Genomic DNA, 15,481 nt, shown 5'->3' with positions numbered 1-15,481 from the left:
CTCCTTCACCAGCACGGATTCTGAATCATGTGTGGACGGCCCGTTGGGTTCAAGTCGTTAAAGCAGAATTTGGTATCGGTTCGAATGCGGTCATGTGTCCGGCCTTTGACGCGGTGGTCTGACCGCTGGCCCAGATGGGTGCCGCGAGCAACATCCAAACAGAAATTGCGGCATGGAACTGCCGTAGATTCAGACGGATTTTGTTGCTCGTCGGTTCGACCGATAACCATCTCCTGTTTGCCCCTAAACCCTCGGCACCGGCGCGCGGATCAGGCGGCTACCGGCTGACGCCGATACGCTTCACCACGCGCCATCATGGCCCAGATGATCCGGGCCATCTTGTTGGCCAGAGCGATCGCCGCGACCTTGCGCGGCTTCCGCTCCAGCAATTGCAACAGCCAAGCGGTCGCTGATTTGCTGCCTGGTTTAGCGAAGCGGATCACCGCCATCGCCCCGACCACGAGCAACTGCCGCAACCTCTCATTGCCTGCCTTACTTATCTTTCCCATACGATGCTTGCCGCCGGTGGAATGCTCTCGCGGAGTCAGCCCGAGCCACGCTGCAAAATGCCGCCCGGTCTCAAAATTCGCAGGGTTCACATTGAGCGCCATGGTGATCGCGGTGATTGCCCCAACGCCGGGAATCGCGGCGAGGAGCTTGCTGACCGCGTTGGCCTTGTGCTGTTCGAGCAGCTGTCTCTCCAGTGCGTCGATCTTTGCATCGAGATCCGTCACATGCTGACCCATTTGCTCAAACATCGCCTTTGCAATTGCTGGAATCGCTTCCTCGGCAGACAGGAGAACAAGCAATGCTGAGACGTTCGCGCAGCCCTTGGCGGCAACGATGCCAAATTCCGCCGCGTGCCCCCGCAACGCGTTGATCGCCTGGGTTCGTTGATTCACCAAGAGTTCCCGGTGCTTCACGATGATTGCTGCCGCTTGCTCATCCACCGATTTGACCGGAACCGTGCGCATGGTCGGGCGGGATGCTGCCTCACTGATCGCTTCTGCGTCGTTGCGATCATTTTTACTCCGCTTCACGAAGGGCTTCACATATTGCGGTGGGATCAACCTGACCCGGTGGCCCATACCGCCCAACACCCGCCCCCAGTGGTGCGAGCCTGCGCAAGCTTCAAGAACCACCTCCGTCGGAGCCAATTTGACGAAGAACGGTTCAACCTGAGCCCGCCTGATCTCGCGCCGCAGTAACGGGCGCTCCTGGTCATCGAACCCATGGATCGTAAAAACATGCTTGGACGTGTCTATAGAAATCCGCTTAAATTCCATTGGGCGGCCCTTTCATTAGGTTCGTTGTTCGACCCTATATTGGCACATTGGATGCCGTTGGGCCGTCCACCCCAACAGATTTCAACCGCTTCCGGTACCCCAGCGATTCAGATGGTTCGGCTACCGCTCTAGTGGGGGGACGGCGCCGGTATGCGCCAGCCATGGAGATAGGCGCCGAGCTTGGCCAGGGCGGTCCAGAGCTTGCGTGAGGGCGCAGCCGTTCTCCGGCCCTCCGGCTCTCCTTGACCCCACTTGGACAGTAGGTTTTACAAAGACGTGCGATATCAATAGTTTATTTGCCGCGTGCGGATGTTACATTTTCGGAGTGTTGGGGAGGCGGCGCGCGGCTGCGGCTTCAGTTTGCGGGGTGTTCGCTGATGTTGTGGGGCAGCGCGATGCCGGCGGCCTTGAAGACATTGCCTACCGCGGCCACGGCGTCGAAGCCGAGGGCGGAAGGATCTTCATCTCCCGCCAGAAACGCGGCATCACCCCCACCATCCGCCGCGAGTTGCGCCGCCGCGCCGCCATCGAGCCCGTCATCGGCCACATGAAGACCGATGGCCATCTGGGGCGAAACTTCCTGCTCGGCGTCGACGGTGATGCCATCAACGCCGTCCTCGCCGGCGCCGGCCACAACCTCCGCTTCCTCCGCAGATGGTTGATAAGGCTTCTTTGCGCCCTCGTCGCATGGCTCTCTGCCCCAAACCGCTCACCAAGCCTCCGCTTCGCGCACCGCCAGATCACATAGTTCGCAGGCGACCACCTACCAGGGCAGATGCGATACGAATGCTATGTCTCAATTGTCATTCCGATAAGCCAATGGTAAAATATGCTAACAGGCTCGTTTTCCTTTGCTGCGCGGCGGAGAATAAAATAATTATATTCATGATTGACAGTCCGGGTTGACAACTTAACCAGCCTTCCCGCATCGAGATCGTCCTGAATGATTGCCATGGGGCAGAGTGCAATGCCCTGGCCAGCCAACACGGCGGCGCGGAGGAGGTTAAAATCCTCGAATACAATATCTGCGAGAGAGGTTTTAATTGTCGAGTATGCCTCGCCCAACCAAGCATGCCAACCGGCCGTATTCGTGTCGTGCAATAAATTGCATTTGGCGATCTCCTCGGCGTTATTGAGACCGGGACGGCTCTCGAAAAAGCTTTTACTGCAAACGGGAGCGATGGCACCTGGCAAGAACGGAATCGTCTCCATTCTCGGTACAATAGGTCTCTCCTTGCTGTAGATAATGGCAATATCAACATCTTCGTAATTAATCTCATGGCCGAAAATGGCATACATGATTTTAAGATCAATCTTGGTTTGGAGGTCTCGAAATAATGAAAGCCTGGGAATAAGCCAGCAAACCGCAACGGAGGGGATAACTGCAATAGTAAGTTGCCAATTATTATTCCTTTTGCGGATCTCATCGCATACCCGCTCAATGTCCGAAAAAGCAAGACGGAGAGCTCCGGCAAGCAAAACGGCATTGGCGTCAAATTCAAGCCGCTTTCCGCGCCGGCCAAAAAGACTTGTCCCCAGCCATTCCTCAAGATGCCGCATTTGATGGCTAACTGCCGAAGGCGTCACGCTCAATTCACGAGCCGCCCCATAAAAGGTCCCGTGACGATACACCGCGTCAAATACCCTCAAAGCATTTAGCGGCATATAGCTCAATTTATCTCCCCTCCTACTTGGTGAATTAATCTCACTTTATTATGAGATTTTCTCGTTTGACTAAGTGTCTTTGGTGAACGAAATTCAGCTTAACACATGCAGTGGTCCATGGGAATATCTACGGGACCTAATCGAACAAAGGCATAGAATTGCTCGAGAGATGTTCTGCCAAGGAATGACCAAAATATCCCGTAAAGTATCTGCCAGGCTTGGGCGGAAAGAGAGATGTCTGAAGGAGGAAAGAACTGTTTTGCATGAAGGGCGAGGAGTTCCTTTGTGGGTCTCATTCGACGAAAAGATAGGTGTATTTGCCCGAGGTTATGTAGAGCGCATTACATCCAGCTACTCTGGCGATAACTGTGGTACTACGGAACACAGCTCGTTGGCTATGATGTCGTGGAAAGCCTAGGATTTGTCTAATTTGCAATTTTTCATTCTTTTGTGGCAACTTTAAGCTCATGAAATTGGAACATTTACTGTTAACGCTGCCAGTAATAAATTATAGAGTGGAAATTAATGCCTATGACGGAAAAAAGACTGACTATAAGTCTTTCAAATAGGGTTTTCTAAACAAGAATAATCGTCCGAAGACAGCGGGGCGTAATCAAGTGGAAGGAAATAGTCAAATGAAATCCGTGATGATTGATGAATTGGCATGGACCGAGTACCGATCCCGTGTAGAAGATGAGCGTCAGACTATCTTGATACCTCTGGGCTCGTTGGAACAGCACGGTCCGCATATGTCGATGAATCCGGACGTTATTATCCCCACCAGGATCTCGGCGGCAGTGGCGCAAAATATCAGCGCTCTGGTGGCGCCTGCCTTTGCCTATGGCGCGAAGTCACAGCAAAAAAGCGGCGGTGGAAATCACATGTGCGGCACCACCAGCCTCGACGGTCATACATTGAGTCTCGCGCTCAAAGATGTTCTCAAAGAATTTGGCCGTCACGGCGTGCGGCGTATCGCAGTAATAAACGGGCATTATGAAAATATGCCATTCGCGACGGAAGGAATCGAACTCGCAATCCAAGAATTGCAGTGGTCTGGCGTCGATAATTTTCAGGTAATTATTCTCTCATATTGGGATTTTGTTACGCAGGATACGATTAAGAAAGTGTTCCCCGAAGAGTTTGCCGGCTGGGATGTCGAGCATGGTGGCGTTCTTGAAACATCGCTAATGTTACACCTGAAACCCGAACTGGTTGATATGTCGAAGGCACCACTTCAGAAGCCGGCGACATTTCCGCCATATACCCTGTTCCCGCCGATCCCGGAATGGACGCCGGCTTCCGGTTGCCTGTCCTCGCCGGCTAACGCAACCGCGGAAAAAGGAAAACTCCTTTTTGACGTCACTGTGACGGGCATATCCACGACCTTGAAGCAGGAGACATCGTGGCAGCAAACGTGGAAAAAATTTCTTTGACATAACTAAAAAATGGAGGGAAGAATATGAATGAAATTGCAGACAACGCTGTCGTCGTAGCTGATAAAGTTGGAAGTATCGAACAGCATGGTATCGATCCGATACCACTCAATGACCGGCATGGTTCACCATTTGAGTTATTTAAATTATGGGTCGGCGCCAACGTTAACTATGTGGTTATTGTCACGGGCGCGTTTGCGCTATCGGTTGGCGTGACGTTAGTTCAGGCCATTACGGCGATCATAGTTGGGAACCTGATTGGCTGCGTTATGGTGGGCCTCACTTCGATCCAGGGGCCGCGAACTGGCACCTCTGGCATGATGACTTCGTGTGTTTCTTTTGGACAGTTGGGATCTATTCTGCCGAAAATCCCCAATGTCATTTCGGCTTTGAGCTGGTTCTCCATTCAGTCAGTTGTAGCCACGGATGCGTTGCAAAAATTATTCAGTATCGCAGGTTATACCAGTCATAGCGCTGTGTGGACTGCGCTTGGTTTAGTGCTGTTGACCGAAATTATCATGGCCGTATATGGACATGCAACGATTATTGCTGCTGAAGGATTTATCGCCGTGGTGCTGGCAGTGTTGTTCTGCGGCTTGGCCCTTTTTGTAACGCCGCATGTATCAATACAACAATTAATAACCTTCAACCAACACCAGGGCTCGTTCAGCTCCTGGCTGGTTGCGATCGGAATTATCGCATCTTACCCAATAGCCTGGACGAACTTCGCCTCGGACTATAGTCGATATTTCCCGCCGTCTTTGAGCTGGAAAAAGATCGCGCTTGCGGCAGGGCTTGGGCAGTTTGTTTCTCTTGCACTGTGCGAAGTCATAGGTGTAGTTTTTGCCATTGCTGTGGGCGGCAATCTTGGCAATGACCCAGTTAGCCAACTAGGCCATTTTATTCCAACCTGGTTTATGGTGCCGCTTTTAATTGCCGTGATTTTTGGTGGCATAGCAGCAAATGTCCCAAATGGCTACACAGCCAGTCTGGGCCTTCTGGCTCTGCGCCTACCCATGACCCGCTTGACTTCGCTGGCCGTTATTACGTTATTTACGGTCTGTGTAAGGATTATCATAGTTTATTATAGCGCATTTTTTGATGCCTATCAGAATTTCCTGAATTACATGGTTTTCTGGACAGGTCCGTGGGCTGCTGTTGTAGTTGTCGATTATTTTATGCGTAATGGTAGTTATTTATCGGCCGATATGATGACGTGGCGGGGCGGACGTTATTGGTATAAAAACGGTATATTCTGGCCCGGGGTAATCGCTTTTACGGTGGGAATTATTTGTTCGCTGATATTTTCGAATACGTCCACTTTCGCTAGCCCTATAATGACGCACATTCTGGGCTGGGGGGATCTGAGCCTCGAGGCAGGTATCATCTCGGCGGGCCTGATTTATTGGGTGATGGCCAGAGCGCATTATAAATCTGGCGAGTTTGTTGTGGCACATGGATAAGCGCAGTGCGAGGGAGCGGCGATCGCCTCATTCTAATGTTACCCTTGACGCGGGAGGGAGTGGGCGTTCCAGACATGTGCAACAGAGAGGCAACAGGTGGACCATGACGAAAACTATGTTCGTAAAAATAACGGCAACGATGTGTTCCGGGCTGGTGCTTTCAGCACTTACATCCCGACTGGCATTCGCGGTGAACGGGCCGGCGCCGATCAAATACAATTTCGGCCAACTAGGCGAATACAGCATCAGCGGTGGAGTTGACGGATACGGAACGCTTTACAACAATGGTGCTGGAAATCTGTTCAACCAGAATCCCCAGAACGTTTCGGTCGGTCTGACCAATGCCTTGGTCACGCTTCAGAAAATCTCGGGGCTGGTACAGTTTACATTTGAGGCTGGGGAATACACATTTCCGATTCTCGGCTCGAAATCCTTCGAATATCCAACTGGATCGCCCCAGAACGCCTATAACTTCCTAGGCACGCCGGTGCTGCAGGGCTACGTGACATTGGTTCCAAGCCCGGATTTCTCAATTTCCGCCGGCATCATCCCAACAGTCGAAGGGCTTGAATCCGGCCAGGACTGGAACAATTCTAATTTCTTTTTGTCTCAGCTTGCTAATATGGAAATCACGTCCGAACGGGGAGTCGAGGCGACTCTGACCCATGGTCCGGCAATTCTAACTGTGCAGTTGGACGATGGTTATTTCTCAAAGCGTTTCAATAATTTTCAAGGCGCGCTTACGTATAATCTGAATTCGACCGATTACCTCTACCTTTACGGCTCAAATACTTTCGGCACCACCGATTTCACCAACGTGACCAACGGATTTCCCGAGGTCAACAGCAACATGATCGGCGGTGGGTTCAACGCCACGTTCGGCAAACTTAACATCATTCCCTACGTCCAGTATCAGTGGCTGCCGAAGAGCGGGCGGGTCGGCAACGTCAAAACCTACAACAACATCGCTTTCGCCGTGTCCGCCGATTACCAGTTCAACACGCTGTGGTCTCTGGGCAGCCAGCTGAGCTATGTGAGCACCAATACCAACAAGCAGAATATCGGCAACGCCATCACTTTCGGCAACTGGATGGGATATGGTGCGACTGGACCCGGGGCGATTGGCCCCGGCGCGTCCATGCTCGGATTGCAGCTGACGCCGACCTGGCAATATAAGCAGCTCTTCGTGCGCACTACGTTTGCCTATTCTCACCTGTCAAGCTACCTCTCGGGCTTCGCTTACGGCATTAATGGCAACAAGCCTGACATGTTTGCGGGCATTTTGGAAGCAGGCCTGTTATTTTAATACCGATCGAACAAAAAGTGCAAGAACTAGCGGCATGGCGGGGTGAAATGGAAGGTCTAGTGTGCCGTCTCTGAAATATCTAGCCATAAGCCCCTAAAGGTGATTCTCTGATCGCCGAAGATCTCGGAGGGTGTCAGGATGGCGTGGGGACAGGCGGTTCGGATCGAGTTGAGTGACGAGGAGCGCATTGAACTTCAGACGCGCATCCGACGGCGCAAAATCGCTCGCGGGGACGCAATGCGCGCCGAGATTATACTGCTGGCCGCCGACGGCATGAGCAATCTCGGGATCGCCGAGAAACTCCGGATCACGCGGGTAACGGTGGCGACCTGGCGGACGCGGTTTGCCGCGAAGCGTCTGGATGGCCTGCTCGACGAACCTCGCCCCGGCGCGCCGCGCAAGATCGGCGATGACAAGATTGCCGAGGTGATAACGACGACGCTGGAGAAGCTGCCCGCGGCGGCGACGCACTGGAGCACTCGGTCGATGGCGCGGGCGTCCGGACTGGCACCATCGACCGTGCATCGCATCTGGCGGGCCTTCTCTCTGCAGCCTCATCGAAGCGAGACATTCAAGCCCGAGTTGGACAGTGGGTGGGGAACGGACGGGGAACGAATGGATATAAGGCATTGATATATAATCGGCGACATTTGGACGCGAAAAATGTGTAGTAACAACATTTTTGGCTGAATGGCGGTTTTTTGTTGAATTCGGCATGGTTCTGCCGTCACAACATCAGCATGTTCGTCGTCGAGAGAGTCGCCCGCGGCCACAGCTATCTCTACCTCGTCGAAAGCGTCCGCGTGGGCAAATCCGTCCGCCAGCGCACCATCAAACCCCTCGGTCGCAAGGATGTCCTCGCCGCATCCGGCGAACTCGACAGGCTCGTCGCCTCCATCGCACGGCACGCCGAACGTTCCATCATCCTCTCCGATATCGATGCCGGCCGGATCGCCGCCCACAGGATCGGTGCCCCCCTGCTGTTCGGCCGCCTCTGGGACCGGCTCGGCATCGGCGAGGTGCTGAACCATCTCCTCAAAGGCCGTCAGTTCGGCTTTGCCGTCGAACGCTGCCGCGCGACAATCAGCGTGAGAATCCGCGACAATCAGGGTGAGAATCCGGGGCTGGGGGCTGTGAGGGCGTAGCCCGAGCAGGCCCCAGCCCCGGAGCGGGTTGTTTTGTCCTGTCTGGCTGACCGTGACCGGCTGGTAGGGGTTGGCTCCACCGATGGAGCCGCAGCCTTGCCTGGTCGCCCGATCACCGTTCAGCAGAAGAGATTGTTCATGAGATTTCGGACCGAGGGGGACGCCCCGCAGCAAGCTGCCGCCAAGGCGGGGTTCAGCACAGCCACTGCCTATCGTCTCGAAGCCGGGGCGGATCGCCCACCATTACCAGCGGCCCCCCGCGGTCGCCGGCGGCCTGACCCGCTTATCGCGGTCTGGGACAGCGAGATTGTACCGATGCTGGCGGCGGCGCCGGGGTTGCGCGCCGTGGCAATCCTGGAGGAGCTGGGGCGACGGCATCCAGAGATCGGCGTGGGTGTGCGGCGTACCCTTGAACGCAGGATCAAGCTCTGGCGCGGCCTGCACGGCCCAGCTCAAGATGTTATCTTCCGCCAGGTGCATCCGCCCGGCGAACTCGGCCTCTCGGATTTCACCGATCTGACACCGCTGGGCGTGATCATCGCCGGCCACCCCCTCGATCATCGCCTGTATCATTTCCGGCTCGCCCATTCCGGCTTCGAGCACGGCCATGTCATCCTGGGTGGGGAGAGCTATCCCGCACTGGCCGAGGGGCTGCAGAACGCGCTCTTCGCCCTGGGGGGCGCGCCGCTGAAGCACCGCACCGACAGCCTGTCCGCCGCCTTCCGCAATCTCGACCGGGCCACGATCGACGATCTGACGACCCGCTATGCCGCACTCTGCGCCCATTTCGGCATGGAACCGACGCGCAACAATACCGGTATCGCCCATGAGAATGGCGTGATCGAGAGCGCCCATGGCCATGCCAAGAAGGCAATCGAGGATGCGCTGCTGCTGCGCGGTAGTCCCGCCTTCACGGATCTTCCAGCCTATCGCCGGTTCATCGACGAGATTTTCGCCCGCCACAATGCCCGCCGCGGCAAGCTCATCGCGATCGAGCGTAATGCCCTGCAGGCGCTGCCGGAGGCCCGAGCCGTCGATTACGAGGAGACCCTGGTGCAGGTCACTTCCTCCAGCGGTTTCGTCTTGCGGAAAGTCTTCTACTCGGTGCCCGCCCGCCTGATCGGCCAACGCCTGCGCATTCGGCTCTATGACGATCGCCTCGAATGTTTCCTTGGCGGCAGTCCTGTCCTCAACCTGGTGCGCGGCCGGGCCGATCATGCCACCGGCAAGCATGGTCACGTCATCGACTACCGCCATGTGATCCATGCTCTGCGCCGCAAACCCATGGCGCTGCGCAACCTCGTCTATCGCGATCAGCTCTTTCCCCGCCCCGCCTATGCCCGCGCCTGGCAGGCCCTGACCGCGCGTCGTGCCGACAAGACCGCCTGCAAGATCACCGTCGAATTGCTCGCCCTCGCGCATGAGGCGGGGTGCGAGGCCGAACTCGCCGCAGTCCTCGATGCTGAACTCGATGCCGGTCGGCTCCCAAATCTCGACACCTTGCGCGAGCGCTTCCGTCCCACCAGTGCCGCAGTTCCAAAAATCACGATCCAGTCGGTGCCGCTCAATCTCTATAGCCAACTCGGTACGATCAGTCGTGGAGATGCAGCATGAGCAAAGCTCCTGCCGCCGATGCCGCACGTCTCGCCTTTCTCCTCAACGAACTTCGCCTGCCCAGCATCAAGCATCTCTGGCCCGATCTCGCCGCCCAGGCCGACAAGGAAGCCTGGCCTGCCGCACGCTTCCTGGCAGCGCTCGCCGAACACGAACTGGCCGACCGCGATCGGCGCCGCCTCGAACGCCATCTCCTCGAAGCTCATCTGCCGATCGGCAAAACACTCGACAATTTCGACTTCAACGCCGTGCCGGTCATCAGCAAGGCCCACATCACCGCTCTCGCCTCCGGCAATGCCTCAGGGCTGTTCAACGCTTTGGGATAGTAATGAGTGCGAGGAGGTGTTTGAGTCCGGCGAGAGCTGCGCGGTAGCGGTCTTGGCTGAGGGTGCTGGCGGTGGCTTTGCTGTTCATGAGGATGTTGAAGGCGAAGCTGCGCAATCGGGCGATGACGCCAGGGTTGGTTCGGATCCGGGATCGATCCTCGGCGAAGGTGACGTCTCGGACATAGTGGGAGGAATTTTCGATGCCCCAATGTGCGCGGATGGCCTTGGCGGCGATGGCGGCGGTGAGCGATGTGTTGGCGACGTAGAAGGCAATGTCGTGTGTCAGCTTGAGCAGGCCGGTTTCGGGATTGCGGGTGGCGATTGCGCGCTCGACCTGAATGATGGCGGCGACAAGGGGAAGCCATTCGGTGCCGGCGAGCGCGCTGGCGGGATCGAAGACGGAGACGGTGCGGGTTTCGTCACGATTGCGGCCGCGGTCGCGGGTCTGGAAGACGTCGTATGGGGCGCTCGATGTGGCGATATGGTGGATCGCCTGCTTCAGCGTCGGTTGATTGTCCTTGACCTGGACGATGAGGTTGATGTTGCCCGCCTGGGCGACGTTGAAGGCTTTTTTTGGCAGTGCAGGGCATCCAGGGTGACGATTGTGTCCTTGGCGATGCCCAGTTCGGCGAGCAGCGCCTGGGCGGCGGGGATTTCGCTGGATTTCTCGCCGATCTCGACATGAGCGAGCACCAGCTTGGTGTCGGTGGCGAAGGCGCTGAGCACATGAGCCGCGGTGCGGTCATGGAACCTGTCGAAACTGCCGCGCAGGGTCTTGCCGTCGAGCGCAATGCTGGCCGTGCCGGGCTTGGTCCTGGCCGCCTGCAGCAGTGCCGCGTGGCGTCGGAATGCGGCCTCCACCGCGCCCGGGTCGAGCCCCTGGAGGATGTCCCATAATCACAGACCCAGTCGCGCCGCAAGCCCCATGTATGGACACAAACAAAATACAGAAAAACAGCGCTACGCGAGGCAATCCGCCATGTTCAGGTCATTCTGAAGTAAAAACTTCCGTTTACAACATAATCGGCCGCAATTGGACGACTCGTCGACCTCATCACACCCGCAGGATACCAAAACATGTTCGTCGCAGCCGGATATGATCCAATATGATTGGCTACCGCTAACGTGGAACAATACTGCCGAAACGTCAATAAGTTGAGAGAAATTCAACGACAAAATGAGAATATATCATTTGACCGTAGCTTTTTGATGGATCATTTATAATCAGGCACGACGCCGAAGATGAAAATTTTTAATGGAGAAAACGAACATGGAAAGTATAAAAAGTTTAGATATTGAACGAGATCGGCTACAAAGTTTTGTGAATAATGGTCAAAAGGTGCAGCCGACTTTCTCCGCTGAGGAAATGACTAGGCGTCTGGCCGCCATCCGCACTCATATGGCGGCGATTCAAATCGACGCAGCATTATTCACATCATATCACAATATCTGCTATTATTCTGATTTCTTATATTGTTATTTTGGTCGCCGCTACGGCCTTCTGGTTGACCACAATCAATCGACCAGTATTTCGGCCGGCATTGATGGTGGCCAGCCTTGGCGCCGTACTTTTGGCGGCAATGTCACCTACACCGACTGGCAGAAAGACAATTACTTCCACGCTGTCCGCCAGCTTGTGAACGGCGTCAAGCGCCTCGGCATCGAGTTCGATCATATCAATATCGACACGCTTAATCTCCTGAAATCCGAATTTCCTGGCATCGAGTTCATCGATATCGCCTATCCCGCCCAGCGCCTGCGCATGATCAAATCCCCCGAAGAGATCGATCATATCACGAAAATGACTAGGATCGCCGACATCGGCGGCGCGGCCTGCGTCGAAGCCGCCAAGGTCGGCGTGCCCGAACACGAGGTGGCGCTGCACTCGACCGCCACCATGGTGCGCGAAATCGCTAAGACCTGGCCGCACGGCGAACTGCTCGACACCTGGACCTGGTTCCAGTCCGGCATCAACACCGATGGCGCGCACAACCCCGTCACCAGCCGCAAAATCGAGCGCGGCGACATTCTCAGCCTCAACTGCTTCCCCATGGTGGCTGGTTATTATGTCGCGCTCGAGCGCACGCTGTTCGCCGAGACCGCGACCGATGAAAATCTCCACCTGTGGGAGTTCAACTGCAAGGTTCACGACCGCGGCAAGCAACTTCTGGTTCCCGGCAATAGCTGCGCGCAAGTCGCGCGTGAGCTTAACGAGATGTATGCGGCCGAAGGGCTGCTGCAATACCGCTCCTTCGGCTATGGTCATTCGTTCGGCGTACTCTGCCATTATTACGGCCGCGAAGGCGCGCTCGAGCTGCGCGAGGATTGCGAGACCGTGCTCGAGCCCGGCATGGTCGTCTCCATGGAGCCGATGATCACCATCCCCGAAGGCATGGCGGGCGCCGGCGGCTACCGCGAGCACGACATCCTCGTCATCACCGAAGAGGGCAACCGCAACATCACCGGGTTCCCCTATGGCCCCGAGCATCTCATCGTGAGGTGACCTCCGCCGTGTGGCGCGGGAAATTCCGCCCGCGCCACCGGCATTTTTTTGAAATCAAACAAACATCGGCGGGAAGGGGATGTGCTAGTGACCACCAGAGAGGAAATTATGTCGGCGCAAGCTGCTAGCTATCAGGACGTGAGGTCGTTCTTCGATCTTGACCTCGCGCAAACCGATGCCGAGATTACCCGCGCGCTGGTCCATGAGCTCAACCGCCAACGTCACGGGCTTGAACTGATCGCCAGCGAAAACATCGTCTCGCGGGCGGTGTTGCAGGCCCAGGGCAGTGTACTCACCAACAAATACGCCGAGGGCTATCCCGGCAAGCGCTATTATGGCGGCTGCGAATATGCCGATGTCGTCGAGCAGTTGGCCATCGACCGCGCCAGGCAGCTTTTTGGCTGCGGCTTCGCCAATGTTCAGCCGCATTCAGGCGCCCAGGCCAATGGCGCGGTGCTGTTCGCGCTGCTCCAGCCGGGCGATACCATCATGGGCATGAGCCTCGCCCATGGCGGCCATCTCACCCATGGCGCCGCGCCCACGCTTTCTGGCAAATGGCTGCATGCCGTGCAATATGGCGTGAACCCCGAAACCCAGACCATCGACTACGACCAGGTGGCGGCGCTGGCGCGTGAGCACCGCCCGAAGCTGATCATTGCCGGTGGCTCAGCCATTCCCCGCGTCATCGATTTCGCCCGCTTCCGGGCTATTGCTGATGAGGTTGGCGCGTATCTGATGGTCGATATCGCCCATATCGCTGGCCTGGTGGCGGCGCGTGTGCATCCCAGTCCGTTCCCGCACGCGCATGTGGCCACCAGCACCACGCATAAAACATTGCGCGGCCCCCGCGGCGGCCTCATCCTCACCAACGACGAGGCGCTGGCCAAGAAGTTCAACTCGGCGGTGTTCCCTGGCCTGCAGGGCGGCCCGTTGGAACACGTGATCGCAGCCAAGGCGGTGGCCTTTGGCGAGGCGCTGAGCCCCAAATTCAAGACCTACGCGCAGGCAGTGGTCGCCAATGCCGCCGTGCTGGCCGACCGTCTAGCCGGCAATGGCTGCGGCATCGTCTCCGGCGGCACCGACACGCATCTCGTGCTCGTGGATTTGCGGCCCAAGGGGCTGACCGGCAAGGCGACGGAGCAGGCGCTCGACCGCGCTGGCATCACCTGCAACAAGAACAGCATCCCGTTCGATCCGGAGAAGCCGATGATCACGTCCGGCATCCGCCTGGGCACGCCGGCCTGCACCACACGCGGCTTCGGCACCGCTGAGTTCGTGCAGGTCGCGGACCTGATCGTGGAAATGCTCGACGTCATCGGCAAGCCTGCCGAGGATGCCGTAACCGCGGAGGTGCGGCAGAAGGTCAACACGCTGTGTGAAGCCTTCCCGCTTTATCCGTCGCTCAGCTGAGAGACCCCTGCGGCAGCGGGATTTCCAAAACCAACACAAATCAACCCGAAGCTTAAGGCGTCATCATCTCATGCAACGCTACTCCGCTCTCGCGCTGATCAAGCAGTCGCTGAACGGCCATAAAGGCTGGAAGCCTCAATGGCGCGATCCCGAACCCAAATCGTCTTACGACGTGATCATCATCGGTGGTGGTGGTCACGGCCTCGGCGCCGCCTATTACCTGGCCAAGAAGCATGGCATCCGCAATGTCGCGGTGCTGGAGAAGGGCTGGATCGGTGGCGGCAATACCGGCCGCAACACCACCATCATCCGCTCGAACTATCTGTTCGACGAGAGCGCCGCGCTCTACGATCACGCGCTGCAGATGTGGGAGGGCCTGTCGCAGGACCTCAACTACAACGTCATGTTCTCGCAGCGCGGCGTGCTGATGGTGGCGCATAACGTACACGACGAGCAGAGCTTTAAGCGCCACGTTTATGCCAACCGCCTGAACGGCGTTGACAATGAATGGCTGACGCCGGAACAGGCCAAAGCCTTCTGCCCGCCGCTGAACATCGCACCCGGCATGCGCCATGCCGTCACCGGCGCGGCGCTGCAGCGCCGGGCGGGCACGGCCCGTCACGATGCCGTGGCCTGGGGTTACGCCCGCGGCGCCGACGCGCTGGGGGTCGACATCGTCCAGAATTGCGAGGTCATCGGCATTGAGCGCGACGCCACCGGCCGCGTTACGGGTGTGCAAACCACGCGCGGGCGCATCGGCGCGGGCAAGATCGGCGTCAGCGCCGCGGGCAGCACCTCGTTGGTGATGGAGATGGCCGGGCTGCGCATGCCGCTGGAGAGCTATCCGCTGCAGGCGCTGGTGTCGGAGCCGGTGAAGCCGGTCTTCCCCTGCGTGGTGATGTCCAACACCATCCACGCCTATATCAGTCAGTCGGACAAGGGCGAGCTGGTGATCGGCGCGGGTACGGATTCCTATGTCTCCTATAGCCAGCGCGGCGCACTGCATATTCCGATGCACACGCTGGAGGCGATCTGCGAACTGTTCCCGATCTTCCGCCGTATGCGGATGATGCGCAACTGGGGTGGCATCGTCGATGTCACGCCGGACCGCTCGCCGATTTTGGGCAAGACCCCGGTGCCAGGCCTGTATGTGAATTGCGGTTGGGGCACGGGAGGCTTCAAGGCCACCCCAGGCTCGGCGGATCTGCTCGCCTACACCATCGCCAAGGACGAGCCGCACCCGATCAACGCCCCATTCAATCTCGAGCGCTTTGGCGCCGGCCGGCTGATAGACGAAGCCGCCGCCGCCGCGGTCGCCCATTGAAGGACG

The 15,481-nt window shown here is 57.2% G+C and carries 14 protein-coding genes and 1 pseudogene; 11 read left to right on the top strand and 4 right to left on the bottom strand.

The annotated features are described in order from the left end of the window. Window positions 1-269: 269 nt before the first annotated feature. Window positions 270-1,286, bottom strand: a complete 1,017-nt coding sequence (locus RT91_RS05025) for an IS110 family transposase (RefSeq protein ID WP_035185989.1) — start codon at window positions 1,284-1,286, stop codon at window positions 270-272. Between the two features lie 412 nt (window positions 1,287-1,698). On the opposite strand from RT91_RS05025, the pseudogene RT91_RS20300 reads away from it, so the two are divergent. Then, window positions 1,699-2,034 (top strand): annotated as a pseudogene (locus RT91_RS20300) (IS5/IS1182 family transposase); the annotation flags it as partial. A 41-nt stretch (window positions 2,035-2,075) separates the two neighbouring features. On the opposite strand, the gene RT91_RS20295 reads toward RT91_RS20300, so the two are convergent. After that, the gene (locus RT91_RS20295; RefSeq protein WP_082468542.1) at window positions 2,076-2,951 is read right to left on the bottom strand and encodes a LysR substrate-binding domain-containing protein; all 876 of its coding nucleotides are present in this window, start codon (window positions 2,949-2,951) and stop codon (window positions 2,076-2,078) included. Between the two features lie 635 nt (window positions 2,952-3,586). On the opposite strand from RT91_RS20295, the gene RT91_RS05010 reads away from it, so the two are divergent. From RT91_RS05010 to RT91_RS04985, 7 genes are all read left to right on the top strand, one after another. Continuing rightward, a complete protein-coding gene (locus RT91_RS05010) occupies window positions 3,587-4,384 on the top strand; it encodes a creatininase (RefSeq protein WP_055726007.1) in 798 nt (265 codons plus the stop codon). A gap of 26 nt (window positions 4,385-4,410) precedes the next feature. Beyond that, window positions 4,411-5,847: a cytosine permease gene (locus RT91_RS20290; RefSeq protein ID WP_082468541.1), complete on the top strand. Its 1,437-nt coding sequence runs from the start codon at window positions 4,411-4,413 to the stop codon at window positions 5,845-5,847. A gap of 103 nt (window positions 5,848-5,950) precedes the next feature. Further along, on the top strand, window positions 5,951-7,153 hold the full coding sequence (locus tag RT91_RS21355; protein WP_152982792.1) for an outer membrane beta-barrel protein: 1,203 nt from the start codon (window positions 5,951-5,953) through the stop codon (window positions 7,151-7,153). A gap of 138 nt (window positions 7,154-7,291) precedes the next feature. Beyond that, window positions 7,292-7,786 (top strand): helix-turn-helix domain-containing protein, encoded by a 495-nt coding sequence (locus tag RT91_RS05000; protein ID WP_240314199.1) that lies wholly within the window; start codon window positions 7,292-7,294, stop codon window positions 7,784-7,786. A 71-nt stretch (window positions 7,787-7,857) separates the two neighbouring features. Beyond that, window positions 7,858-8,298, top strand: a complete 441-nt coding sequence (locus RT91_RS04995; RefSeq protein ID WP_055726006.1) for a hypothetical protein — start codon at window positions 7,858-7,860, stop codon at window positions 8,296-8,298. A gap of 138 nt (window positions 8,299-8,436) precedes the next feature. After that, the gene (istA, locus tag RT91_RS04990; protein WP_035185980.1) at window positions 8,437-9,912 is read left to right on the top strand and encodes an IS21 family transposase; all 1,476 of its coding nucleotides are present in this window, start codon (window positions 8,437-8,439) and stop codon (window positions 9,910-9,912) included. After that, on the top strand, window positions 9,909-10,238 hold the full coding sequence (locus tag RT91_RS04985; protein ID WP_275470327.1) for an ATP-binding protein: 330 nt from the start codon (window positions 9,909-9,911) through the stop codon (window positions 10,236-10,238). Before istA ends, RT91_RS04985 begins: the two co-directional genes overlap by 4 nt. Here RT91_RS04985 and RT91_RS22995 read toward each other — a convergent pair. Beyond that, window positions 10,222-10,719, bottom strand: coding sequence for an ISAs1 family transposase (locus RT91_RS22995; RefSeq protein ID WP_408735331.1), 498 nt, complete (start codon window positions 10,717-10,719; stop codon window positions 10,222-10,224). The two genes, RT91_RS04985 and RT91_RS22995, sit on opposite strands and share 17 nt — an antisense overlap. A gap of 17 nt (window positions 10,720-10,736) precedes the next feature. Next, the gene (locus RT91_RS22990; RefSeq protein ID WP_160321843.1) at window positions 10,737-11,099 is read right to left on the bottom strand and encodes an ISAs1 family transposase; all 363 of its coding nucleotides are present in this window, start codon (window positions 11,097-11,099) and stop codon (window positions 10,737-10,739) included. A gap of 394 nt (window positions 11,100-11,493) precedes the next feature. Between RT91_RS22990 and RT91_RS04970 the strand changes: the two genes are divergently transcribed. From RT91_RS04970 to RT91_RS04960, 3 genes are all read left to right on the top strand, one after another. After that, window positions 11,494-12,741 carry an aminopeptidase P family protein gene (locus tag RT91_RS04970; RefSeq protein WP_240314198.1) on the top strand — a complete coding sequence of 416 codons (1,248 nt, stop codon included), beginning with the start codon at window positions 11,494-11,496 and terminating at the stop codon, window positions 12,739-12,741. A 108-nt stretch (window positions 12,742-12,849) separates the two neighbouring features. Beyond that, window positions 12,850-14,151: a serine hydroxymethyltransferase gene (gene glyA / locus RT91_RS04965; RefSeq protein ID WP_035185978.1), complete on the top strand. Its 1,302-nt coding sequence runs from the start codon at window positions 12,850-12,852 to the stop codon at window positions 14,149-14,151. A gap of 70 nt (window positions 14,152-14,221) precedes the next feature. Beyond that, window positions 14,222-15,475 (top strand): sarcosine oxidase subunit beta family protein, encoded by a 1,254-nt coding sequence (locus tag RT91_RS04960; RefSeq protein WP_035185976.1) that lies wholly within the window; start codon window positions 14,222-14,224, stop codon window positions 15,473-15,475. Window positions 15,476-15,481 lie beyond the last annotated feature (6 nt).

Source organism: Acidiphilium sp. JA12-A1 (assembly GCF_000724705.2).
GTDB classification, from domain to species: Bacteria; Pseudomonadota; Alphaproteobacteria; order Acetobacterales; family Acetobacteraceae; genus Acidiphilium; species Acidiphilium multivorum.
The sequence above is the reverse complement of the archived record's forward strand: the minus strand, read 5'-3'. Positions and strand labels throughout refer to the sequence as shown.